We start from the raw sequence: 23,439 nt of genomic DNA on the forward strand, positions 1-23,439 counted from the left end.
TCATGAGAAATGCAGTCATCGTTTCAACCGCCCGCACGCCGATTGGCCGTGCCTATCGTGGCGCGTTCAACGACACACCTTCGCCGACGCTGGCGGCCCACGCGCTTCGCGAGGCGGCCAACCGTGCCGGTCTGGAAGGCGGCGAGATCGAAGACGTCCTTCTGGGCTGTGCCATGCCTCAGGGCGTTCAGCACACGATTGCCCGCAATGCGGTTCTGGCCGCCGGCTTCCCCGTAACGGTTGCGGGTATGACGCTGGACCGTCAGTGCGCGTCCGGCCTCATGGCTATTGCCACCGCCGCCAAGCAGATCATCACCGACCAGATGCAGATCGCCATCGGTGGCGGCGTGGAATCCATCTCGCTGGTCCAGACCGCAGAGATGCGCGTCCAGACCGATCCGAGAGTGCTCGAGAAGGCACCTGACGCCTACATCTCGATGCTGAACACCGCCGAGATCGTCGCCCAACGCTATGCCATCTCGCGGGAGGAGTGCGACGAGTACGGCCTCCTGTCACAGCAGCGGACCGCTGCGGCCTATGCAGCCGGTGCCTATGCCGACGAGTTGGCACCGATGGCCTCGCGCATGAAGGTCGTGGACAAGGCTACAGGCGAAGTGTCCTACAAGGATGTGACGCTTGACCGTGACGAAGGCTTCCGCCCTGAAACCACACTGGAAGGACTTCAAGGTCTGCGTGAAGTGATCCCGGGCGGGATCGTGACGGCAGGCAACGCCAGCCAGCTCTCCGATGGCGCTTCGGCCTGTGTGCTGATGGAAGCCAAGGAAGCCGAACGACGCGGTTTGCAGCCCCTCGGTCGCTACGTCGGGATGGCTGTAGCCGGTGTGGGCCCCGAGGAAATGGGCATCGGTCCCATCGCCGCTGTACCACGTCTGTTGGAGCGTCATGGCCTGACGGTCGACGACATCGACCTGTGGGAGCTGAACGAAGCCTTCGCGGTACAGGTACTGTACTGCCAGAAGTATCTCGGCATTCCGATCGACAAGATGAACGTCAATGGTGGCGCGATCTCTATCGGTCACCCGTATGGCATGTCCGGCTCGCGTATGGTGGGCCACGTCCTGTTCGAAGGTCGTCGACGTAAGGCACGTTATGCGGTCGTCACCATGTGCATCGGTGGCGGCATGGGTGCCGCGGGTCTGTTCGAGATCCTGTAACCTTACGACTATGAGGGTAGGGGGCGCAGTCGATTGTCGGCTGCGCCCCTTGTTATGTCTCGGGCCCGCTTCTCAGCTCGCTGAGCCATGCGCTGAGCAGGTCATGGCGGATCGGGCCGTCCGACATGGTGACGCGGCTATCGGGTTTATGCGGCTGCACCTCGGAGGGCGAATAGCCGTACCGATCGCGGAAAATCCGGCTGAAGTGGCTGGATGAGGAAAAGCCGTAGCTTGAGGCGATTTCCCCGATAGAACGGCTTCCGTCTGTTCTTAGGCGAAGGGCTTCGCGCGCGTAATGCAGGCGGCGATCCTGGATATAACGGCCAACGCCTCCGCGGCTGCCTGCGTCGAAGGCCCGATACAGCGTGGCGCGCGAGATCCCGATGGCACTGGCCATCGTGTCGATCTCGATGTCGATTGCGCCGCTAGAGAGCCACTGCTCGATATATTGAACGGCGGACTGTCGCACGGTTCGCTGGAGGGATGCCTGCTCTTCCGGTGCGAAAGCGCTTTCGACGCCTACTACACGGCCCGTAAGGCTGAGCAACGCCTGAATGGCGGCATCCAGCACATCTGCCGAAAGATGAGGCAGGTCATTGACGATGGCCCGCATGTGAGCCCGTACAAGGCGCGCTCCAGCGACGGACGGTGAAATCGCCGTCCCATGCATTTCCCTAGTGAGAAGTGCGGGTGGAGCCAGATTGCGCGGGATTTTGAGGCTGAGCACGTCAAGCGAGTCCAGACGCGACGCAGCGGGTCTGCCCATGTCACGGATCTGGAGGGCATGGGGTTCGGCCCTCACGGTCCGACCATCGGCATCACCGACGAGCGCGGCGGCATTGATCAGCAGGTTCAAGCCGTCGACGCCTGACCGACGCAACAGGGCTTTATCCCGCGACAGCGTTTGTCGCACCGAGCGACCTTCGCCAATCGCGCCAAATGGGCTCATCACACTGATGGACGTGTTGAAGAAGTTAGCGCGATCTTCGTCGCTTACACCGCTGACGTCATAGATATCGGCCATCCCCAGCACGTAGCGCTCGAAGGCGTCGGGCAGGTCCTGGGCTGATACGTCCCAAGTCATCAACTCTAATCGGGGCACTGGAAACACCTACGGTTACGCTGGAATAGCTGATATCGGCGCAGCAAACCGTCGATACTCGATCCGGCTTTGCAGTAACCGATTTTTGTACCCGGTGCGCGGGTCTATTGTCCCTCAGACTGCAATGTCGTGTGGACAGGCACGCCGTTCTTGATGGCCAGCGTCACAGGCGTGCGCTCGGCCACATCCGCCAGACGCGCCAACTGCGTTTCGTCCAGATCGCCCTGCGGAACCAGAATACGGTCGATGCGCGGGGAGCCGTCCGACCCCTTGTATTCAAGTTTCACATCGAGCGATTGCAGGGGCCAGCCCTTCTTTTCCGCATACATCTTGAGCGTGATCGCCGTGCACGCCCCCAGTGCCGATATCAGCAGGTCGAATGGTGCCGGACCATCATTGGCTCCGCCCAGACGCGATGGTTCGTCTGCAATCAGGACATGTTCCAACTCTGCACCGGACCGTATTTCCGTACGGTAGGGTGTGTTGCCGATTTTGGCGTGGGCGATGGCCATGCGCTGCGTTCCCGGGTTTGGATTGGCTAAGGTTGAGCCCACTGTTACGCCACAGTGTGCCATCCGTTCCAGTGTCGCAGCGTTCGGTCGGGTTTGCCGCTACGGTGATCCATGCTTACGGGCCGGACGTAATGGCTGGGACATTTAGGGAGCAGATCAATGAACTATGTCGTCGCCTTCGTCACAACGCTGGCCGTTTTTGCCGTGATCGACACCACCTGGCTCGGCATTATGGGAGATCGCCTGTACAGGCCGCTGATCGGTTCGATGCTGGCGGACAATTTCCGGTTGGTCCCGGCAATCGTCTTCTACGCCCTGTACGCCGCAGGCCTGACGCTGTTTGCGGTCGCGCCGGGTCTGGCCGAAGGCGGCTGGAAGAAGGCGTTGATCTGGGGCGGCCTGTTCGGTCTGTTTGCCTATGGCACCTATGACCTCACCAATCTGGCGACGCTGAAGACGTGGAGCGTGAAGCTGGCGGTCATCGACATGGCGTGGGGCATGACCGTCAGTGCCGGCTCGTCCGCTATCGCCTGCGCACTCGCCGGCCGCTTGCTGCGATTATTCTAGGAGGCAGGCGGGCGGGGGAAAAAGCGACTGGTACGCGCAGCATATCGGGCAAACGCCTCGGGCCGCGTGCGCTGCATATGGGCTTCGACCAGCGGTACTCCCGACACCGAATTCAGCAGCCAATAGATGTACACGGGCGGGATTAGCGCGAGCCAACCCCAGTGCCAGTCTCCGCCCATATTGATCGCGAAGATCGGCCAGGCACACCATCCTAGCCATTCAAAGAAGTAGTTCGGATGCCGTGACCATGCCCACAGTCCGGCATCGCAAATCTTGCCCTTGTTTGCGGGGTTGGATTTGAACCGCGAAAGCTGTCGATCAGCTGTGCTCTCTCCAACGATTGCGAGGACGAACACCAACGTTGCGGCGACATCCTGTACGCCTAATCCGGGAGCTGGATTGCGAGCTGCGGCTAGTATTCCCAGGACCAGAACGGACGCTGCGCCGGCTTGCAGCATCAAAAAGCCGAACATTTTCGGGCCGAAGCTATCTGCCCATTCCTCGCGCAGGCGGGCGTAGCGAGCATCTTCGCCCTCACTTGCGGCGCGTTGCGCAATATGGGAGCCCAGACGGATACCCCATGCCGCAATGAGCGCGGCGACAAGCCACTGTCGGGGCGACGGATTTCCGCCCCCCAATGGATAAAGGGCGACGAGCACGCCCGCCGCGCCCAGACCGAAAGACCAGAAGGCATCGGCCCAGCCGCCTTGTCCCGTGCGTTGCTGGGTTACGAATGCAGCCGTCATAACGACGGCCAACACAGCAGCCGCTGCCCCCCAAAGAAGCAGCAGGCCGGTCACAGCTTCACAAACGGCTGCATCAGACGGCCCAACCAGCCGTCCAGCTGGATTTCGCCATCCAGCGCCACGACGCACAGACACGGAATGTCAGACACCACGCGAGGCTGGTGCAGGGTATCTTCGTCCGCCTCTTCAAGATCGCCTACGCCAAAGGTTGCAGTCTCGGTGGCGTATGCCCCTTGCAACACGCAGGTCAGTTCAACACCACAGTGGGTGTGACGCGGCGTCGAACGACCCGGATCGATCTTGAGCAGGATCACTCGACAGTTGCCATCACGCGGAGCGTGGACTTCGCGGGCACGAACGCCGGGACCGAGCCATCGCCACGGCCCGAGCGCGTAACGGCGCAAGGGTTCCGGCAGCTCGGGCATGTCGTTGAGGGCAGGGCGAACGTCGCACACACCTGTATCGGTCTCGATGCGGGCCATGGCGTCTGCGAGTGCGCCATTCGACAGGGGAGAGGGCTCACTGTCTTCCAGCAGGCTTCCGCCGACCGACATTAGGGTGTGCACCCATTCATCATTGGCAGGGCGAAGGGCCAGGTGCGCGGCGACGACCACGGCCTCGGGGGCCGAGAGACTTCCGGCTGCATAGGCTAGAAGGCGCTCTTCGGAGGGATTATGTGCGAGGTTCATTGCGATGCCTCCTTCTGGATTTCCAGAAGGGCGCGTAATTTGATTACAGCGTTTCTTATACGGGATTTGACGGTACCGAGCGGCAGGTCGAGCTGCTGCGCGATGGCGGAATGGGGATGGTCGGCGAAATAGGCCAGTTTCAGAATTTCCACCTGATCGGGTTTTAGCTGGGCCAGCGCCTGACGCACGCGGCGTGCTTCATCAGAGGCGACCAGAATATCGTCCGGACGCTCGACGTCCTCGTCGACGAAGGTGATTTCAGGCAACTGTGCTGCACGCCCGTCGCGGCGCATCATGTCCAGCCTGCGATTGCGGGCGATGGTGAAAATCCATGTCGAGGCGCGGGCCTTCCGCGCGTCGAACAGATCAGCCTTTCGCCAAACCGTTAGCAGGGTGTCCTGTGCGAAGTCTTCGGCAGCGGCGGCGGTCGCACCCGACTTCATCAGCCAAGCCTTCAGGCGGGGCGCGAAATACTGGAACAGGCTGGCAAAGGCCTCGCGATCACGGCGCAGCGCCACAGCTTCGATCAGGCGGTCGTACAAGAGGGGATCCGAGGCGTCGGACTTCATCCCGGAGCTCTTTTTTGAAGGCGTGATGGCGGATAGCTGGTCATGCATACAGCCTAGTACGTTTCCTACAAAACTCTGGATCACCGATGATCCAAGATTACGGCCAAGGCGTAGATGTCGGGACTGCCTCATTGACTACCGCGTACCACTGGAGACTGCATGACATCCCTTCCAGCCCCGACCACCCCGGCCCCGTTGAAGATTGCGGTCGTGGGTTCCGGCATTGCCGCTTTGTCGGCGGGGTGGCTTTTGGCGTCGCGGCATCAGGTCACGATCTACGAAAAGGCAGAGCGTCTTGGCGGGCACACCAACACGGTGATGGCCTCGACGCCGCAAGGAACCGTGCCGGTCGATACAGGCTTCATCTGCTTCAACGACGCGACCTATCCCAACCTGATTGCCCTGTTTGAGCATCTTGGGGTGGAGGCGCGCGAAACAGACATGTCCTTCGCAGTGTCGTTGAACGAGGGCCGGTTTGAATATGCTGCGCCCGGTTTGTTCGCCCAGAAACGCAACGTCATGCGCCCGCGTTTCTGGAAGATGCTGACCGAGATCATGCGCTTTTATCGTCAGGCACCCGTTGATCTTGCTGGCCTGTCCGATCCCGATCTGACGCTGGGCCAGTACCTGAAGGATCGCGGGTTCAGCGAAGCCTTCCGTGATGACCACCTGTTGCCGATGGCAGCGGCGATCTGGTCGTCACCAGCGCATACGCTGATGGACTATCCGGCGAAATCCTTCATCAGGTTCTGCGAAAACCACGGCCTGTTGAAGCTGGTCGGGCGCCCGCTGTGGCGCACGGTGCAAGGCGGCAGCCGCACCTATGTCGAGCACATGGCCCGTTCGCTGTCGGATGTGCGTCTGAACTGCGGGGTGACATCCGTGCGTCGTGTAGACGGCGGCGTCGTGGTTCGCGATAGCCAGGGCGGCATGGACTGGTTCGATCACGTGGTGATCGGCAGTCATGCGGATCAGGCGCTCGCGATGCTGACCGAGCCGACCGCTGAGGAGCGCGACCTGCTGGGAGCCTTCAGTTACAGCCGCAACCTTACGGTGCTGCATACTGACGAAACCCTGATGCCTCACCGCAAAAGAGCGTGGGCAAGCTGGAACTATATCGGTGCCGACGGTGGTCTATGCGTCACCTATTGGATGAACAAACTTCAGGGACTGGAAGGCCAGAACCTGTTCGTCACGCTCAACCCTCCGCGTCCCCCGCGCCCGGATACCTTGCTGCGGAGCGAGGTTTACGAGCATCCGGTATTCAATCCCGCCGCCATCAGTGCCCAGAAGCAACTCTGGAGCTTGCAAGGGCAGGGGGGCGTCTGGTTCTGCGGTGCGCATTTCGGCGCAGGTTTCCACGAAGACGGCATCCAGTCGGGACTGGCTGTTGCAGAACAACTGGGCGGCGTGCGTCGACCGTGGGCCGTCGAGAACGAAAGCGGCCGTATCCACGTGCGGCCCGTGCCCTCTATGGAAAACGCGGCGTGAAGTCGGCGCTGTACATCGGTGGCGTGACCCATAGACGGTTGCGACCCCGCGAACACAGGCTGGCCTATCGCGTGTTTTGGCTGCTGCTGGATTTGTCGGAACTGGACGAGCTTGACCGTCAACTTCTCCTGTTTTCGCGCAACCGGTTCAACCTCCTGTCCTTCCATGACCAGGACTACGCCATAAAGGGCAGGGGTGAGATCAGGGAGCAGCTGGACAACTGGCTGTCACGCGCCGCGATTGATCTCGAGGGTGGAGATATCCGGCTTTTGACGATGCCCCGGGTGCTAGGCTTCGTGTTCAATCCGATCAGCCTTTATTATTGCCATCACGCCGACGGACGCTTGATGGCGATGGCCTATGAGGTGACCAGCACCTTCGGTGTTCGCCATGCCTATGTCATTCCGGTTCCTCATGAAGATCAGGCTCTAGGCGTGATCCGCCAGGGTGCCGCCAAGGCTCTCTATGTCTCGCCCTTCATGGGGATGGAGATGGACTACGTCTTCCGCGGGCACGTCCCCGCAGAACGTTTGGACATGATCATCGACGGGATTGATGCCGAAGGCGTGCTGATCAACGCCGCCATGTCTGCCGATCGCAGTACCCTGACCGACGGTTCCATCCTGCGAGCGGTGCTGGCTATTCCATTCCTGACGCTCAAGGTCGTAGCGGCCATCCATTGGGAGGCGCTGAAACTATGGGTGAAGCGCATACCGCTCACCCAGCAGCCGCCCCCCGCAGCAGACCCTGTTACCGCCCAGAACGCCCCTCGCAACACGCGCCTTCATTGAGGATCAATGCCATGACCACGACACTTGATTCCGGTGTGATGCCAACGACCGGAGGGTTTTCGGTCTTCAATCTGTTCCTACGACTGCTGTCGGCAAATTGGACGTGGGGGCAGTTGACGCTGATCCGTCCGGACGGCGAGAGCCACGTGCTGAACGGGTCGACTGCAGGGCATTCGGCGGTTCTGCATATCCGCAACTATCGCTGCGCCATGCGCGTGCTGAAGAGCGGGGACATCGGTTTTGCCGAGGCCTATGTGGCGGGCGAGTGGGACAGCCCCGACCTGCCGGTCCTGCTCGAGACGTTGGTCAACAACTATGACCACATCCGCCGCCTGTTCGATGGCAATCCGCTGATGAATGTCATCAACCGGATCGGGCACCGCCTGAACCGCAACAGCCGCCGTGGGTCGCGGCGCAACATCCATGCCCATTATGACCTCGGCAACGCCTTCTATTCGGCATGGCTGGACGGTTCGATGACCTATTCATCGGCTCGGTTCGACAGTCCTTCCCAAGATCTGGAGGCGGCGCAGTCGGTGAAATACGCCTCCTTGGTGCGGATGATGGACCTGCGACAGGGGCAGTCGGTGCTTGAGATCGGCTGTGGCTGGGGCGGCTTTGCTGAGTTTGCGGCGCGCGAAGTGCAGGCCAAGGTCACCGGCGTTACCATTTCGCGTGAACAGTATGACTACGCCCGACAGCGCATCTTCGAGGCGGGCCTTGCCGAGCGCGTTGATATCCAACTTTGCGACTATCGCGATGTCCGTGGCCAGTTCGATAGCGTGGCCTCCATCGAGATGTTCGAGGCTGTCGGGCGCGAATACTGGCCGACGTACTTCAACAAGGTCCATGATGTCCTGAAACCTGAAGGGCGCGCCGGACTGCAGATCATCACCATTCAGGATGAACTGTTTGAGGAATATGACGCGCGCACCGACTTCATCCAGAAGTACGTCTTCCCCGGCGGATCGCTACCGTCCGAAGGGGTCTTGGCTCCGGTCATCACAGCGGCAGGGCTGAACACTGCCGGTGTCGAGCGGTTCGGGCTTGATTACGCCCGCACGCTGTCCGAATGGGCCAAGCGTTTTGATGCGGCGTGGGCCTTGATCGGTCGTGACGGTACCGGATTTGACAGCCGGTTCCGCCGGCTGTGGCTGTTCTATCTGGCCTATTGCGAAGCCGGCTTCCGGTCGCGCCGGACGGATGTGATCCAGATGGCTCTGAATCGCGCCTGATCAGGTGCGATAGCGTGCGGGCTGGATCGCGTACTTCTTGAGTTTGTCGTAGAGGGTTTTGCGAGGGATCTGTAGCCGGGCCATGGTTTCGGTGATGCTGCCGCCGGTGGCGTCCAGCGTATCGCTGAGGATGCTGGCTTCAAACCGCGCAACCCGCTCGACCAGACCGCCTGTATCCGTTTGCGCAGTTGAGGTCTGTTGCTCGAGTCCCAGCGCGAAACGCTGGGCGTAGTGTGATAGTTCGCGGATGTTGCCCGGCCAGTCATGTTCCATCAGGTGTGCGCGGACGGCATCGGTGATCTGGGGCAAGTCTCCCTGCGGGCGGCTGGGCACGCGGGCCAGCAGACTGGCGAAAATCAGCGGGATATCCTCTCGCCGCTCCCGCAACGGTGGAACCCGCAGCCGGACGACATTCAGGCGGTAATAGAGGTCCTCACGGACGCGTCCCTCCGCGACGGCCTGTTGCAGATCGCCACTGGCCGACGCCAGAACGCGCAAATCCACATGGCGCGGTTGGTGGGCCCCGATGGGGTGGATCTCCCGCTCTTCCAGCACCCGCAAAAGCTTCACCTGAGCGGGCATGGGCATGGTCTCGACCGCATCAAGGAAGAGCGAGCCGTTGTGCGCCCGCTCGACATGGCCGATGCGGTGGCGGGTTGCCCCTGCAAAGGCTCCCATTTCGTGGCCGAACAACTCGCTTTCGATCAGGCCTTCGGGCAAGGCGCCACAGTTTACCGCTACGAAGGGATGCGGGCGTCGCCGACCGCCGCTGTGCAGGGCGCGCGCGACCGCTTCCTTGCCGGTGCCTGTCTCGCCCTCGATCAGTACGTCCATTCGGGCGTCTGCGATCTGGGCGATGGTGGCCCGCAAGTTTCGGATCGCCGCACTCTCGCCCAGCAGCGGGAGTTCCACGTCGGCAGCGGCCGCAAGAGCCGTCAGGCGGCGGTTGTCTAGCACAAGCGCGCGTTTTTCGAGGGCGCGGTTCAGGCTCTCGAAGAGCCGCTCGAACGCGAAGGGCTTGGTGACAAAGTCATAGGCACCTTCACGCATAGCGGCGACGGCGTCCGCGACATCTCCGTGTCCGGTGATCAGGATTACGGGCAGCGCCGGATCAAGCGTTTGTAGCCGCGTTAGCACCTGACGACCGTCCAAAACAGGCATCCGCAGATCGCTGACCACCACACCGGCATAGTCCACGCCTATCTCCGCAAGAGCGGTCTCGGCGCGCGCGTGGGCGGCGACCTTCAGACCAGCGACCTCCATCCGCTCGGCCAGCGCGGTACGAAAATCGTCGTCGTCCTCGATGAGGGTGACGTGCTCCAATCGGGTGAAACCTGTCGGCGTAGTGTTCATGCTTTTGTGGCGCGTTTGAGCGTGATCGAGAAGCGGGCCCCGTTCGGGGTCGGGACGTGGTTCAACTCTCCGCCAAAGCCCGCCACGATGTCGCGACAGATGACGAGGCCCAGCCCCAGTCCGTTTTCCTTGCTGGTGACGAACGGGGTGAACAACTGGCTGGCGACGGCGGGATCAAGGCCCGCGCCATTATCGGTGATCGTCAGGACTACTTTATCGGGCGTTGAAGTCGCGCAAAGCGAGATGGCCGGATCGACCGCCTGGCCCAAAGCTTCGAGCGCATTCTGGATCAGGTTGACGATGACCTGTTCCAGCCGGAACCGGTCGCCGACAACCATGAATGCCTCCGCCGTGTCGCGGTTCAGATGTACGCCGGACTGCCTCAGCGCACCAACCAGCAGTAGCAGCGCCCCGTCGATGGCTTCATTGAGGTCAATCGCGCGCAGTTGCGGCTCTGACTTGCGTGAGAACGCCAACAGCTCATGCGTGATGGCCCCGATACGCGAGGTCAGGCCCGATATTCGGTCCAGCGCCGTGACAGCCTTGGCGGGAAGCCCTTGATCCACATAGGCGGTGGCGGTTTCCGCTTGCGTACGAATGGCGGCGACCGGCTGGTTGATCTCGTGCGCGACGCCAGCGGCGATCTGACCAAGGGCGGCCAGTTTGCTGGCCTGAACCAGTTCGTGTCGCAGAGCTTCACGGCTGGCTTCGGCGCGGATGCGCTCCTCTATTTCCGCATTCAGGGCCTGATTGGCTGTGCTGAGGTCGCGGGTGCGCTCTTCGATCCGGTGTTCAAGCTCAATCCGGTTTTGCTCGGCTGCGCGCTGCTGGGCCACCAAGCGCTGACGTCGACGAAGCGCGGCGGCCGCTATGCCGAAGACCAGCGTGGCTAGAAGTGCCGCCATCACGCGGGCATTGGTTACGCCGGCCTCGACCTGACCGCGCTGGGGCATCAACAGATGGACGGTCCAACCGGGCGACGTCGTGGGAGCGCTGGCATGGACCCAGTTTTGCGCCGTACCATCAACCTGGGCCGAGACTTTGCGGGTTCGGGGGCTGTCGGGTGTGGTGAAGGGCAGGGGCGTCAGGGCGTCCTTCCCCAACGTCTGGTCGGCCAGAGTTAGCTGCCGCATGCGGGCGTCCATCGGGCGAAGTGTATGGAACCGCCACTGTGGCTCGCTGGTGATCAGAACCACGCCGCCAGGATCGACGACGAATGCCGGTTCCCCCGCCTTTTTCCATTCGGCCTCGAGAGCGTCGAACTCGACCTTCACGACTGTGACGCCCAGAACGACTCCTTGGGTGTCGACGACGCGATGAGCGAGAAACAGGCCGGGTTTGCGCGAGACGGTGCCTAGAGCAAAAAACTCCGCATAGCCGGATTTCAAGGCTTGGATAAAGTACGGCCGGAAGCTGTAGTCCGCACCGACGAAGCTGACGGGCGTGTTCCAATTGCTAGCGGCCAAGGTCACGCCATCTGCCGCAACCGTATAGATGGCCGAGGTGCGGGTTTGGTTAGAGAGTGCCTCAAGGCGCTGGTTGAGCGCGGTGGCGCGGTCTCCGGATCGCGTCTTGAGCATGGCGATCACGTCGGGGTCGGTGGCCATGGCCGGTGCTAAAGCGCGGTACTTTTCCATCTCGCTGCGCAGAACCGAGGCGTGCAGAGCCGCCGATGCGTCGGCTTGCCGAGCCAGTTCGGAATAGGCGGCCCTCCGCGCCTGCTCCCCCCACAGCCAGCCTGCGGCCACAGCCACCAGCAGCCACGCTAGAATCATCGCTACCCAGATGTGGCGGGACAGCAAGATGGGCAGGGCAGTGCGCATAAGGGTCATGGACGAACTATGCGAGAATTCGCACAACGACGCCATTTAGATGTGCGAAAATCCGCACAAATATCGGTGATTTGAGTGCTGACCTGAGTTTTTATTGTTTTTTATTAGAGACTTAAGTCTCTGCTTAATACGTTTTGTGGCCGTATAGAGGCCGCTCATAATCGTGGACGAGCGCGGCGCAGACCACGCCGAGGAAAGTTCGCGAGTCATCGCACCAGGAGGCTACCCGCTTGATCCCCGTCGCGTCAGATCACGTCGCCGTTCGTCGGCCGTTTTACCGCCACCTGTATTTTCAGGTGCTTCTGGCCATCGCGGCCGGTGCCCTGATCGGTCACTTCTGGCCGAACTTCGGCGAGAGCCTGAAGCCACTGGGCGATGCCTTCATCAAATTGGTGAAGATGGTCATCGCTCCAGTGATCTTCCTGACCATCGTGACCGGCATCGCGGGCATGCGGGATCTGGGCAGTGTGGGCCGCGTGGCCGCCAAGGCGTTTGGCTACTTCCTCGTCTTCTCGACACTCGCGCTCATCATTGGCCTGATTACGGCCAATGTGATCCAGCCGGGACGCGGCCTGAACATTGATCCGGCTACCCTGAATGCGGGGGCGGTGGCCCAATATGCGCAAGCCGCGCACGACAGCACGATCACCGGCTTCCTGATCAACATCATCCCAGACACCCTGATCAGCGGCTTTGTGAAGGGCGACATCCTTCAGGTGTTGTTCGTGTCGATCCTGTTCGGCATTGCACTGGCTGTATCGGGTGAGCACGGCAAACCGGTCCTCAGCCTGTTCGAGAACATCAGCGTCGCCGTTTTCAAACTGGTTGCCATTCTCATGAAGGCCGCGCCGATCGGTGCGTTTGGTGCCTTTGCCTTCACCATCGGGGCCTACGGCATCAGGTCGGTCGCCAATCTCGCGGCCCTGATCGGGACCTTCTACCTGACATCCATCCTGTTCGTGGTGGTGATCCTAGGTCTGGTCGGTTTGGTCAATGGATTCAATATCTTCAAGCTGATCCGTTACCTAAAGGAAGAACTTCTTCTGGTTCTTGGCACGTCGTCGTCGGAAGCGGCCTTGCCCAGCTTGATGCAGAAGATGGAACGCGCCGGTGCCGAAAAGTCGGTGGTCGGTCTGGTCGTCCCGACGGGCTATTCATTCAATCTGGACGGCACCAATATCTACATGACCATGGCGGCCCTGTTCATCGCTCAGGCGTTGAACATCGACCTCAGCCTCGGTGACCAGATCGCGCTTCTGCTGGTGGCGATGCTGTCGTCCAAGGGGGCAGCGGGCATTACGGGTGCAGGCTTCATTACTCTGGCCGCGACCTTGTCGGTTGTGCCCAGTGTACCGGTGGCCGGCATGGCGCTGATCCTCGGCATCGACCGCTTCATGAGCGAGTGCCGCGCACTGACCAACTTCATCGGCAATGCGGTCGCGACCATCGTCGTCGCCCGCTGGGAAAAGCGCCTGGATCAGGACGCACTGACCGCCGCGCTCAACGGACAACCGCAACCTTTGGCCGCCCAGCCCGATCCGTCGGCTGGCCCGGGGGATGATCTGGCGCTGACGGACGACTGATCGCGCCCACAACACAGAACAATGGACCGCCCGAAAAGGGCGGCATGGGAGAGGAAAATGAAGATTCAATCGAAGATGCTGCTGCTGACCACGGCGTCGGCTGTTCTGATGGCCGGAGCCAGCCACGCGCAGGAAGCCGAGCCAACCAAGGTGGAAGACATCGTTGTTGTGGGCACCAACATCCGCGGTGCCCGCACGACAGCAGCCTTGCCAGTGGTGGTGGCTGACCGCGAGCAGATCGAGGCGACGGGCGCGACGACGGGCGACGAGCTGCTGCGTACCATTCCGCAGATGGGCGATGTGCTGTTTGACAGCGCCAACAACCCGCAGACCTCGAACTCGGCGCGCGGCGATGTGAACTCGGTGAACCTGCGCTCCCTGGGCGTCGGTAACACTCTAGTGCTGCTGAACGGCCGTCGTCTGGTCCAGCACCCAACCAGTCAGGGCACGTCGGACACCGGCACGGTTCCGGTGCTCAGCTATAACTCCAACGCGCTTCCGGTCTCGGGGCTGGAGCGGATGGAAGTCCTGCTGGACGGCGCGGCGGCAATCTATGGTGCCGATGCGGTGGCAGGCGTGGTCAATACGGTCCTGCGCAGCGATATCGACGGCGTGACCGTCAGCACCCGTTACGGCGGTGCCGAGGGCACGCAGATGCGCGACCTCGAAGCCAATGTTTTCGCGGGCAAGACCTACGATCGCGGCAACATCTCGCTGTTTGCCAACTATGCCTCGCGCACAGCGCTGTGGGCCTCGGATCAGGACTTCACCAACACCGACGACCTGCGCGGTATGTTTACCGACTATCCGGACTTCGCTGGCGTTCAGGCGCTTGACGGGCGTTCGTCGCATACCCCGTGGGCACGTCTGTCGGTGGGTAGCCGTGCAGTTATTCGCTCGAACGGTGTGGCGCTGACCAACTCGGCGGGTGCCTTCCGCTATCAGCCGACCAGCTTTGGCTGTGGTCTGAACGTGGGCGGAGACGTGTGTATCTCCAGCGGCAACCACAACTTCAACACCACCAACCGCGAGATGCGCTACGACACGCGTCACGAGACGACGGTGCGTCCCTCGGTCGAGCGTTACAACGTCTTCGCTACGGGCCGCTATGAGTTCGAGAACGGCGTTGAGGCCTTCGGTGAAGTCGGCTTCTATGGCGCGCACAGCCGCGCGGTCCAGCCACCGGTCGTCAACCTGAACCAGATCTGGATTCCGGCCAGCAACTATTTCAACCCGTTCGGCCCGACGCGCTTTGCCGATGGCACGCTGAACCCGAACCGCTTGCCGGGTCTGACCAATGTTCCGGCGGCGGGTCTTCCGGTGCTGATGACCAACTACCGCTTTGTCGACACCGGCATGCAGGTGGTAAAAGTCGATAACTATCAGGCCCGACTGCTGGGTGGCCTGCGCGGTGAATGGCGCGGCTTCGACTGGGAAACGGCGCTGGTCTATTCCGAGGCCGAGGCCGAGGACATCTCGCCCAACATCAACATGACGGCTTTGCAGCGCCAGTTGGCCCTGTCGACGCCGGACGCCTACAACCCGTTCAACGGCGGTTGCGTGGCAACCACCAGCTTCGGTGATTGCACGCCCAGTTCGCAGGCCGCCATCGACGCCATCGTGTTCGACATGCGCCGTGTCTCGCGCACCACTCTGACCATGGCCGACTTCAAGCTATCGCGCGGTGACATTTACAACCTGCCTGCAGGTCCGGTGGGTATGGCCTTTGGCCTCGAAGCCCGCCGCGAGACGCAAGCCGACGACCGTGATGAAAACCTCGACGGCACCTTCACCTTCACCGACATGGTGACGGGCGAAACCAACCTGTCCAACGTTTCCGCCGTCAGCCCCAACCCAGACACCAAGGGCAGCCGCGAGGTCTTCTCCACCTATGTGGAGTTCGCCGTTCCAGTCGTCTCGCCAGAGATGAATATCCCGCTGGTCTATCAGCTGGATGTGCAGTTGGCGGGTCGTTACGAGCACTATTCGGACTTCGGCTCGGTCGCCAAGCCCAAGATCGCGGCGGCTTGGGATGTGATCCCCGGCGTGCGCGTTCGCGGGTCCTATTCCGAAGGTTTCCGCGCGCCGAACCTCGAACAGACCAACGCCACCCAGTATGCGCGTCTGGCCAGCGGCGTGGACTATGTGCGCTGTGAGGCCGATCTACGTGCCGGCCGTATCGCCAACTTCGCGGCCTGTTCGCAGAACACCTCGGGGGCGTCCTTGCTGGTCGCTGGTAACCCCGATCTGGAGCCGGAAGAGAGCACCAACAGCTCCTATGGTCTAGTCCTGCAACCGAGCTTCATTCCGGAACAGTTCGGCCAGTTCACCTTCACCATCGACAAGTGGAAGATCGAGCAAGAGAAGATCGTCGGACTGCTGGGCGCACAAACCGCGCTGGCGCTCGACTATTTGAACCGTGTGAACGGCGGCTCAAACGAACTGGTGAACCGCCGCGCCGCAACGCCGGAAGACATCTTGCTGTTCGAAGGCACCGGCCTGACGCCCGTGGGTGAAGTCGTTTCGATCAACGACCGCTTCATCAACCTTCAGCCGCAAACCGTCAGCGGCCTGGATCTGGGCATGAACTGGTCTCTGCGCCGGACCAAGTACGGCACCTTCATTGTCAACGTGAATGCCAGCAAGCTGGACGAGTTCACGCGTGATCCGGGCGAAATCGTCAATGCACTGTTTGCCGCGCGCGAGGCGGGTACCATCAATGCGGGAACGACCCTGCCGGACTCGGCGCAACTTATCGGCCAGAATGGCCGCCCGGAATGGCGCGTGAACGCCAGCCTGACGTGGCGCAAGGGTCCGTGGCGTGCGGGTGTCTCCAGTCAGTTCGTCGACGGCTTCGTTCAGCCCGATCTGCTGGGCTCCTCGACCAATCCATGGGAAGTCGACAGCCGCCAGACCGTCAACGCCTATGTCGACTACGAATTCCCCGCCGAGACCCGCGTCCGGTTGGGCGTGCGTGATCTGACCGATCAAGGCCCGCCGCTGGCCGATGGTGGCTATCGCGGTGCTGTTCACAGCCCGTGGGGTCGTTACTGGTACGTCAGCGCGACCAAGTCGTTCTGATCGATCAGAGAGGAAGCAGTATGAACCGCCTTTGCGCAACTGCACTTTCGGGCATCATGATGCTGGCGGCGGCTCCGGCTATCGCCCAGCAGGCGGGGGACAGCACCCCCGCCGCCGCAACCTGCCCGGACTATCTGCCGAGCGGAACGCGATGCTTCAAAGGGCAGGGGCCTAAGGGCGGCTATTACTGGACCGCTATTCCTGCGGACTGGAACGGCTCGCTGGTGGTTCATGCCCACGGTGGGCCGCGCACCGCCACGCCTCAAGCCGACGATCCGCTGGAGGACCTTGAGCGGTTCTCCATGACGGTGCGCGAAGGCTATGCATGGACGGGATCGACCTATCGCCGCGGCGGCTATGGCGTGCGCATGGCCGCCGAGGACACCAATGACGTGCGTCAGGTGTTCTGGGACGCCTTCGGGCGCCCCAAGCGCACCATCCTGCATGGACAAAGCTGGGGCGGAAACGTCGCGGCCAAGGCGGCGGAACTGTATGCTCGCGATGCCGAGGGGCAAGTTGTCTGGGACGGCGTCGTGCTGAGCAGCGGCGTGCTGGCAGGCGGTACGAAAGCCTACACTTTCCGCGCCGATTTGCGAGCGGTGTATCAGTACTATTGCCAGAACCATCCGGCGGCGAACGAGCCTCAATATCCGCTGTGGCAGGGGCTGGGCGAGGACAATCGACTGACCCGCGCCCAGTTGGAAGATCGGGTAAAGACCTGCACCGGCGTTGGCTTGCCCGAGGCCCGGCGCACGGCCGAGCAAAAGAGCAAACTTGCCAATATCCTGAACGTGGTGGGTATCAGCGAGAACCAGTTGGTGGGCCACCTCGCGTGGGGGACCTTCCTGTTCCGCGATCTGGTGCAGCGCCGTCTGGACGGCTTGAACCCGTTTGACAACAGCCAGACTGTGTATGCGGGCTCTGACGACGATCAGGCTTTGAACGCAGGCGTTCAGAGGTTCTCGGCAGACCCTGCGGCGGTTGCGCGTCTGGCCTATGACGCGGACCTGTCGGGGATGATCGTGGCACCGACCGTGACCATCCACGGCAAATACGATCCGACGGCCTTCGTCTGGCATCAGGCGGCCTATCGTGATCGCGTCGAGGCTGCGGGACGTGGTGATCTGTTGGTGCAGACCTACACCGACGAAAGCGCCCATAGCCTGTTGAGCGCGCCGCAGTATGTGGCGGTGTTTCAGGCCTTGAGCGCATGGCTGGACGGTGGGGCCAAACCCACGCCGGAAAGTATCGCAGCGAGCTGTGAGCTTGCTTCTCCGCGCTATCGCAAACCCTACTGTCGCTTCGATACGGATTACCGACCCGAAGTGCCTAACCCCTAAGAAAAAGGCCGGACGTTTAATGCGTCCGGCCTTTTGATTTAGCGGCGACCGCTCGTTGACAGGTGATTGCCGAGGAACAGGCTGTTGATGAGCAGTCGCTCGGTCCCCAGCCAGTATTTGCGGTGCGCCGGGTCATCCGCGAAAAGCACGACGTTGCCGGAGCCAACCGGATTGACCTGAGCCCAGACCGTGCCGGATGCCGCTTTGCGCAGGCTCTCGGGCAGATAGCCGTTCACCTGCGGATTGGCGTCGATATGGATGACGTTGGCGAAGGGGTCGGCAACCGGAGTGAGGGTGACGTCAGTCTCCTTGTTCACGAACAAGTCGCGGCGCGTCAGACCGAAGGCCAGCGGGTGACTGATGTCCGCATCAGCAGACAGGGCATTGCCCGAGGTGCGCTGCTCACCCTGAACCGACTGGCGGTCGGCATAGTCACGGCGGTCGGGCGCGGAGCGTTCGCGTTCCTCACGCTCGGCTTGTGGTGCAAGACCATTGGCCTGCGCCCAGCGGGCGGCGGTACCAAACGCCACAAGCGAACCTCCACGGCGGACCCATGCCTTCAAGGCATCGATGGCTGGCTGGCCGAGGTTTTCGTAGCGCCCCCCCGACAGGACGATGCTGTCATAGTTGTCGAGCGAGACGCGACCCAACTGTTGTGGGTCAAGGCGGGTTGCGGGGTATTTGAGCCGCTCACTGAGGGCAAACCACGTCGAGCCGATCTCGGTCGCATTGACACCCTCGCCCGCCACCAGGGCGATGCGTGGTGCGCGAACGATCTTCACATTGTCGCTGCCCAGATCGACGCCCGACACGCTTTGTCCGGTCGACAGAGCGTGGGCGACGACGCCGGCATCGCGGGAAGCTTTGTCGACGGCCTGACGCAATGCGGCGGCATCGAGGGACTGACCGTTGGCGGTGATGACCAGAGAGCCGCGCTGGAACTCGGTCTGGCCGCCTTGGGTACGGCTGGTGAAAGGCTCGAACGCACTGCGGACGCGCACGCCTTGTTGTAGCAGTGACGACAGAACCTGCGGCGCATTCAGGTCGCGCCAGTCGATGGCATAGGCATAGGCGTTGTCAGGCCCGCTGATGCCGCCACGGGCGGCGGGCAGGGCCGTAACCGCGCCACCATAAGCGGGCACACGGCGAAGGCCTGACGAGCCCAGATTATAGGCCAGCGCCACCGAATAGGAGGTGCTGCCGTACACGCCACCATTAGTCGGCGGGGTCTTGTCGAAGATCGAATGGATCAGGCGGAACTGGGGTTGGGCCGACGGGACGACATAGGCCGTGCCCGGCTCATAGGTACGGCCATCCTGCGTGATGCGCTCGTTCAGGGGGTAGACCTGAATGCGGTGGGCCAGCAGCAGGTCCAGCGTCTGGCCTGTCAGGCCCGCATTGGCCGCGTCGCCGAAGACATAGGCCTGTGACGCATTGCGGCGACCTTGCTCGATCGCCGAGCGGAAGAAGTCGCGCTGGAACTGAAGCAGGCCCGCACGCTCGGCCACGGCACCGCGCACGGTGGCAAGACCCACATTGGCTTGGTTGCGCACGGTGAAGGGGAAGGTCAGCGGACCATTGGCTGTGTCCTGAACCAGACCGCGAGACGAGGCCTGTTCGACCGTTACACCAATGCCGCCGTGGAAGTCGGGATAGGTGGAGCCATAGACGGGCGAGAAGTTATCGAAGACCTCGCGCGTGTAATAGAGCGAGCCGATGCCATCCAGCGCCTGTGCGTGATATTTGGCCAGCGTCACATTCCACTCATACGCCGCCTTGGGCAGCAGGGGGCTTTCCATGCTGCTGGGCGAGGGTTTGAAATAGTAGGTGCTGCCTGCGCCCATTTCGTGAAAGTCGATCTGGAAGTTCGGCTTCCAGCGGTGGAAGGCTTCCAGCTTGGCGCGGGTCTCGCGTTGGGTGACGGCCAGCCAGTCGCGGTTCAGGTCGGTGAAATAGTGGTTGGTCCGACCAGCGGGCCAAGCCTCCACGTGTTCCTTGTCCTGCGGATCAGACGATGGCGGATTGCTGTGCCATGCGTTGTGCCAGTTGGTGGCGCGGTCGCGGCCATCGGGGTTCTGGGACGGGTCGATGACGATGACCGCCTTATCCAGCCAGTCCAGAACCTCTGGCGAGCGGCTGGCGGCCAGATAATAGGCGGTCAGGAGCGCCGCTTCACCGCTGGAGGTTTCGTTGCCGTGGACGCTGTAGAATAGGCCCACGACGACGGGCTGATCAGGGCTGAGGGCACCACCGTTGGGATTGGCGACTTCGGCGTGGGCTCGCTGGATTTGGTCGATGCGAGCCTGATTGGCCGCCGAGCTGATGACCACCGACGACAGGGTACGGTTCTCGTAGCTGCGGCCAATTTCCTCGAACGATACGCGATCGGAAAGGCGAGCCAGTTCGCGCAGATAGGCGATGATCTGATCGTGGCGCGTGAAGTGAGTGCCGACCGGATAGCCGAGGAAGGCTTCGGGTGTCGGGATGGCCGGATCAAAATCTGCTACCGCAGCCTGCGGGAAATAATAGTCCAGCGACTGGGCGAGGACGGGAGCCGGAGCCGCGATCACGGCGGCTCCGAACAGCACCGCAGCGGCGGCACGTCTGGCGGTTTTCGTGGCGTTTTTCACGCTTGTTTCTCGTTTCTCGGATGCAGGGCTGGATTAGAAGGCGACGTCGAAACCGACGCGGAAATAGCGACCACGCAGGTCGTACTGTCCAAAGTCATAGGGCGCGCGAACACCGGGGAAGGAGGCGTCATGCGGCGGTGCCTCGTCTAGCAGGTTCTCGACTTTGGCGTACAGGCGGACACTTTGCGTCGCGGCCCAGCCGAGATAGGCGTCGAACTGGTGATAGCTGTCGACGTGGGCCTGACCGGCCACCACCGTCGCCTGGTCATAGCCGCTGGTGTAGTACCAGGTAAGGTTGGCATCGAAGGCCTTGCGGCTCCACGCGACACGGCTGGTGGCCTTGTGCGCGGGCAGGGTGGCCCCGCGATTGGTTCCTGCATAGTTCAGGATCGGGCCGCCGACCGTGTTCGGACGCTCATACTTCAGCACATGGGTGTAGGCGCTGCTGAACACGAAGAAGCCCGCGTCGCCCGCATCCCAGCGATGGTTGAAGTCGATATCGATGCCCGACGTCTCCAGCGAGGTCAGGTTCTGATAGCGGTTGTAGACCGCCTGTAGCTTGCCACGGCCGTCGCGGATGACGTCGGCGGGATCGTTGGCTTGAACGACGGTGGCGATGTTGTTGGTGCCGACCAGATTATCCAGCTTGATGTTGTACCAGTCAAAGCTGAGCGCGGTGTTGCGCGCCGGGGTGAAGACGAGGCCCAGATTGATGGACTTGGTTTCTTCCGGCTCCAGATCGGTATTGCCGACCGTGAAGAAGGTCGGGCTTTGGCGCGAGTTCGGCAGGTCTGGATCATAGGGATCCAGCACCGTGCCGTAGGAGATCATCGTCGAGGCGGAGTTCTCGGACAGCGAAGGCGCGCGGAAGCCCTTCGAGGCCGAGGCGCGGAACAGGAACTTCTCGAACGGCTTCCAGCGCAGGCCGACCTTGGGCGAGAAGGCAGAGCCGAAATCGCTGTATTCGTCGGCGCGGCCTGCGATCTGGACGTCGAAGGTCGAGGTCACCGGAATGTTGAACTCGGCATAGGCCGCGAGGACGTCGCGTTCACCATCGACGGCTGCAATCGCGGGACGGACCTGAAGCCCCGCATCGATCTCCTTTGGATTGCGCGAAACGAGGCTTTCGTGGCGGAACTCGACGCCCGCGGCATAGCCGACCGGACCAGCGGGGAGGTTGAACAACTCGCCCGTAATCTTGAAGTCGGCACCGTAGAGCTTGGAGTCGGCAGGGCGAAGCGTGGCCAACCGGATGCTGTCCAGAACCGCCTGCGACGTGGCCGACGGATTGTGCAGGTTCAGCGACCCGTCCGCGAGGGCGTCGGCCAGTGTCCAGCGGTTGGCAAAGCCACCCGACACAGTTTCACGCTCGCGGCTGGCCGAGGCAAAGGCGGCAAACTCCCAGTCGAAATGCTCGTTCGTGCCGCGCAGACCCGCCAGAGCGCGATAGCTGGTCGACTTGTTGGTCTTCAGCGTGCGGCCCAGATCGAAGAATGTGTATTCGATCGGCGTGGCGACGCCGTACGGGTTGTACGGGTTCGTGGCGGGCAATAGGTTCGACACCGGCTCGGCCAGACCCGTGGTGGCGTTCAGGGCAAATCGGCCGCCTTCCAGCGTGAAGAAGGGGCTTGAGCCAAACAGGGACGCGCCTTCGACATAGGAATACAGCACCTCGCCGAAGGCCTCGATGTTCGGGGTCAGGCGGGCGGTGCCATAGACATAGCCCTGATAGCGGTCGGTCGACGGAATAAGGGTGGTGTGCTCGGCAAGATTGATCGCGCAGGTGTCGCCTTGCAGACCGTCAATCGGGGTGCTGGACGTCAGCACCATACCCTCCGGGCATTGGCCGTTCGGGTTCAGGAAGGGCACCGACCTGCCATCGACGAGGAAGCGCGCGCCCTTGGCCGACCAGCCGTTCCAGCGCCCGCCGGGCAGGTCGGTATAGATGCCCGATGCCGTCAGATCGCGTTCGTTTTGGTCCAGACGCTCGCGGGTATAGCCTTCCAGCGAGACGAGCATGTTGAAGCCGTCGTCCTCCAGATTGCCGTAACCGGCGACCAGTTTTGCGGTGCTGGTTTCCAGCCCGCCTTGGTCGGCGACGCCATAGCTGGCCCCGAACTCCAGACCCTCGAAATTCTGACGGGTGATGATGTTGGTCACGCCAGCGACGGCGTCAGAGCCATAGACTGCCGAGGCACCGTCCTTGAGGACTTCTAAACGTTGTACGGCCACCATCGGCAGTGCGTTCAGGTTGACGAAGGTGTCCGACAGTCCGCCGCCGGGGAAGCCATAGTTTGCAACGCGGCGGCCGTTGAGCAGGACCAGCGTGTTCTTCTGCGACAGGCCTCGAAGGCCAATACCCGCCGCGCCCGATGACCAGCCGCTGTTCTGGGTTTCATTCGAGCCGTTGCCCGTGTTGGCCGAGATGGAGCGCAGCAGATCCGAGGTCGTCGATTTGCCAGATGATTGGATTTCTTCGCGGCCCAGGACCTGAACCGGATTAAATCCCTCAGTGTTCGCACTGCGGATATTCGAGCCCGTCACAACCACGTCCGAGACGCTGGTCGGCTCTTGTTGGATGTCCTCTGGAGAGGGCGAGGTCGGGGTGTCTGAAGCCGCAAAGGCAAGGCATGGCGTGCTGGCCATGATAAGGACTGCCAAGGCTGCATGGGTCGCACGCGTCATTTTTGATGCACCGCAATAATAGATAATGAGGCGCGTTTAAGGCACGTATTGCGAAGTT

The 23,439-nt window shown here is 62.0% G+C and carries 17 protein-coding genes; 8 read left to right on the forward strand and 9 right to left on the reverse strand.

Translation table 11 applies throughout. The annotated features are described in order from the left end of the window. Positions 1 to 2 precede the first annotated feature (2 nt). Positions 3 to 1,175 carry an acetyl-CoA C-acyltransferase gene (locus LOX95_RS12945; RefSeq protein ID WP_242915288.1) on the forward strand — a complete coding sequence of 391 codons (1,173 nt, stop codon included), beginning with the start codon at positions 3 to 5 and terminating at the stop codon, positions 1,173 to 1,175. A gap of 52 nt (positions 1,176 to 1,227) precedes the next feature. Here LOX95_RS12945 and LOX95_RS12950 read toward each other — a convergent pair whose 3' ends face one another. Continuing rightward, the gene (locus LOX95_RS12950) at positions 1,228 to 2,259 is read right to left on the reverse strand and encodes a helix-turn-helix transcriptional regulator (protein ID WP_242915290.1); all 1,032 of its coding nucleotides are present in this window, start codon (positions 2,257 to 2,259) and stop codon (positions 1,228 to 1,230) included. Positions 2,260 to 2,381: 122 nt separating this feature from the next. Then, positions 2,382 to 2,789, reverse strand: a complete 408-nt coding sequence (locus tag LOX95_RS12955) for an OsmC family protein (RefSeq protein WP_242915292.1) — start codon at positions 2,787 to 2,789, stop codon at positions 2,382 to 2,384. 159 nt (positions 2,790 to 2,948) lie between these two features. On the opposite strand from LOX95_RS12955, the gene LOX95_RS12960 reads away from it, so the two are divergent. Then, entirely contained in the window at positions 2,949 to 3,356 is a 408-nt protein-coding gene (locus tag LOX95_RS12960) for a DUF2177 family protein (RefSeq protein ID WP_242915294.1), read from the forward strand. On the opposite strand, the gene LOX95_RS12965 is transcribed toward LOX95_RS12960, so the two are convergent. The 3 genes from LOX95_RS12965 to LOX95_RS12975 are packed head-to-tail and all read right to left on the reverse strand — an operon-like array spanning position 3,353 to position 5,360. Continuing rightward, complete coding sequence (locus LOX95_RS12965; protein WP_242915296.1) at positions 3,353 to 4,156, reverse strand: DUF1295 domain-containing protein; 804 nt, start codon at positions 4,154 to 4,156, stop codon at positions 3,353 to 3,355. The genes LOX95_RS12960 and LOX95_RS12965 overlap by 4 nt on opposite strands. Next, on the reverse strand, positions 4,153 to 4,791 hold the full coding sequence (chrR, locus tag LOX95_RS12970; RefSeq protein ID WP_242915298.1) for a cadmium/peroxide/UV radiation responsive anti-sigma factor ChrR: 639 nt from the start codon (positions 4,789 to 4,791) through the stop codon (positions 4,153 to 4,155). Before chrR ends, LOX95_RS12965 begins: the two co-directional genes overlap by 4 nt. Next, on the reverse strand, positions 4,788 to 5,360 hold the full coding sequence (locus LOX95_RS12975; protein ID WP_242915300.1) for a sigma-70 family RNA polymerase sigma factor: 573 nt from the start codon (positions 5,358 to 5,360) through the stop codon (positions 4,788 to 4,790). The genes chrR and LOX95_RS12975 overlap by 4 nt, the downstream gene beginning before the upstream one ends. A gap of 159 nt (positions 5,361 to 5,519) precedes the next feature. On the opposite strand from LOX95_RS12975, the gene LOX95_RS12980 reads away from it, so the two are divergent. The 3 genes from LOX95_RS12980 to LOX95_RS12990 are packed head-to-tail and all read left to right on the forward strand — an operon-like array spanning position 5,520 to position 8,877. Continuing rightward, positions 5,520 to 6,851, forward strand: a complete 1,332-nt coding sequence (locus tag LOX95_RS12980) for an NAD(P)/FAD-dependent oxidoreductase (RefSeq protein WP_242915302.1) — start codon at positions 5,520 to 5,522, stop codon at positions 6,849 to 6,851. Further along, on the forward strand, positions 6,848 to 7,642 hold the full coding sequence (locus LOX95_RS12985; RefSeq protein WP_242915305.1) for a DUF1365 domain-containing protein: 795 nt from the start codon (positions 6,848 to 6,850) through the stop codon (positions 7,640 to 7,642). The genes LOX95_RS12980 and LOX95_RS12985 overlap by 4 nt, the downstream gene beginning before the upstream one ends. A gap of 11 nt (positions 7,643 to 7,653) precedes the next feature. Next, positions 7,654 to 8,877, forward strand: a complete 1,224-nt coding sequence (locus LOX95_RS12990) for an SAM-dependent methyltransferase (protein WP_242915307.1) — start codon at positions 7,654 to 7,656, stop codon at positions 8,875 to 8,877. Here LOX95_RS12990 and LOX95_RS12995 read toward each other — a convergent pair whose 3' ends face one another. Continuing rightward, on the reverse strand, positions 8,878 to 10,230 hold the full coding sequence (locus tag LOX95_RS12995; RefSeq protein ID WP_242915308.1) for a sigma-54-dependent transcriptional regulator: 1,353 nt from the start codon (positions 10,228 to 10,230) through the stop codon (positions 8,878 to 8,880). Beyond that, a complete protein-coding gene (locus LOX95_RS13000) occupies positions 10,227 to 12,062 on the reverse strand; it encodes a sensor histidine kinase (protein ID WP_242915310.1) in 1,836 nt (611 codons plus the stop codon). The genes LOX95_RS12995 and LOX95_RS13000 overlap by 4 nt, the downstream gene beginning before the upstream one ends. 230 nt (positions 12,063 to 12,292) lie before the next feature. Here LOX95_RS13000 and LOX95_RS13005 point away from each other — a divergent pair, with 230 nt between their 5' ends. Genes LOX95_RS13005 through LOX95_RS13015 form a run of 3 tightly spaced genes read left to right on the forward strand, consistent with a single transcriptional unit; the run spans position 12,293 to position 18,066 of the window. Then, on the forward strand, positions 12,293 to 13,645 hold the full coding sequence (locus LOX95_RS13005) for a dicarboxylate/amino acid:cation symporter (RefSeq protein WP_248287006.1): 1,353 nt from the start codon (positions 12,293 to 12,295) through the stop codon (positions 13,643 to 13,645). A 57-nt stretch (positions 13,646 to 13,702) separates the two neighbouring features. After that, positions 13,703 to 16,726, forward strand: coding sequence for a TonB-dependent receptor plug domain-containing protein (locus tag LOX95_RS13010; protein WP_242915312.1), 3,024 nt, complete (start codon positions 13,703 to 13,705; stop codon positions 16,724 to 16,726). 20 nt (positions 16,727 to 16,746) lie between these two features. Further along, the gene (locus tag LOX95_RS13015; RefSeq protein WP_242915314.1) at positions 16,747 to 18,066 is read left to right on the forward strand and encodes an alpha/beta hydrolase; all 1,320 of its coding nucleotides are present in this window, start codon (positions 16,747 to 16,749) and stop codon (positions 18,064 to 18,066) included. A 38-nt stretch (positions 18,067 to 18,104) separates the two neighbouring features. On the opposite strand, the gene LOX95_RS13020 is transcribed toward LOX95_RS13015, so the two are convergent. Continuing rightward, a complete protein-coding gene (locus LOX95_RS13020) occupies positions 18,105 to 20,696 on the reverse strand; it encodes a M14 family zinc carboxypeptidase (protein ID WP_242915316.1) in 2,592 nt (863 codons plus the stop codon). Between the two features lie 33 nt (positions 20,697 to 20,729). Then, a complete protein-coding gene (locus LOX95_RS13025; RefSeq protein ID WP_242915318.1) occupies positions 20,730 to 23,381 on the reverse strand; it encodes a TonB-dependent receptor in 2,652 nt (883 codons plus the stop codon). Between the last annotated feature and the right edge of the window lie 58 nt (positions 23,382 to 23,439).

The organism is Brevundimonas pishanensis (genome assembly GCF_022750635.1).
In the GTDB taxonomy this organism is placed as follows: Bacteria; Pseudomonadota; Alphaproteobacteria; order Caulobacterales; family Caulobacteraceae; genus Brevundimonas; species Brevundimonas pishanensis.

Bases quoted from the DNA above. Each gene is read 5' to 3' on its own strand.
- LOX95_RS12945 (WP_242915288.1), top strand. From the start codon at position 3: ATGAGAAATGCAGTCATCGTTTCAACCGCCCGCACGCCGATTGGCCGT.
- LOX95_RS12950 (WP_242915290.1), bottom strand. From the start codon at position 2,259: ATGACTTGGGACGTATCAGCCCAGGACCTGCCCGACGCCTTCGAGCGC.
- LOX95_RS12955 (WP_242915292.1), bottom strand. From the start codon at position 2,789: ATGGCCATCGCCCACGCCAAAATCGGCAACACACCCTACCGTACGGAA.
- LOX95_RS12960 (WP_242915294.1), top strand. From the start codon at position 2,949: ATGAACTATGTCGTCGCCTTCGTCACAACGCTGGCCGTTTTTGCCGTG.
- chrR (WP_242915298.1), bottom strand. From the start codon at position 4,791: ATGAACCTCGCACATAATCCCTCCGAAGAGCGCCTTCTAGCCTATGCA.
- LOX95_RS12975 (WP_242915300.1), bottom strand. From the start codon at position 5,360: ATGAAGTCCGACGCCTCGGATCCCCTCTTGTACGACCGCCTGATCGAA.
- LOX95_RS12980 (WP_242915302.1), top strand. From the start codon at position 5,520: ATGACATCCCTTCCAGCCCCGACCACCCCGGCCCCGTTGAAGATTGCG.
- LOX95_RS12990 (WP_242915307.1), top strand. From the start codon at position 7,654: ATGACCACGACACTTGATTCCGGTGTGATGCCAACGACCGGAGGGTTT.
- LOX95_RS12995 (WP_242915308.1), bottom strand. From the start codon at position 10,230: ATGAACACTACGCCGACAGGTTTCACCCGATTGGAGCACGTCACCCTC.
- LOX95_RS13000 (WP_242915310.1), bottom strand. From the start codon at position 12,062: ATGACCCTTATGCGCACTGCCCTGCCCATCTTGCTGTCCCGCCACATC.
- LOX95_RS13010 (WP_242915312.1), top strand. From the start codon at position 13,703: ATGAAGATTCAATCGAAGATGCTGCTGCTGACCACGGCGTCGGCTGTT.
- LOX95_RS13015 (WP_242915314.1), top strand. From the start codon at position 16,747: ATGAACCGCCTTTGCGCAACTGCACTTTCGGGCATCATGATGCTGGCG.
- LOX95_RS13025 (WP_242915318.1), bottom strand. From the start codon at position 23,381: ATGACGCGTGCGACCCATGCAGCCTTGGCAGTCCTTATCATGGCCAGC.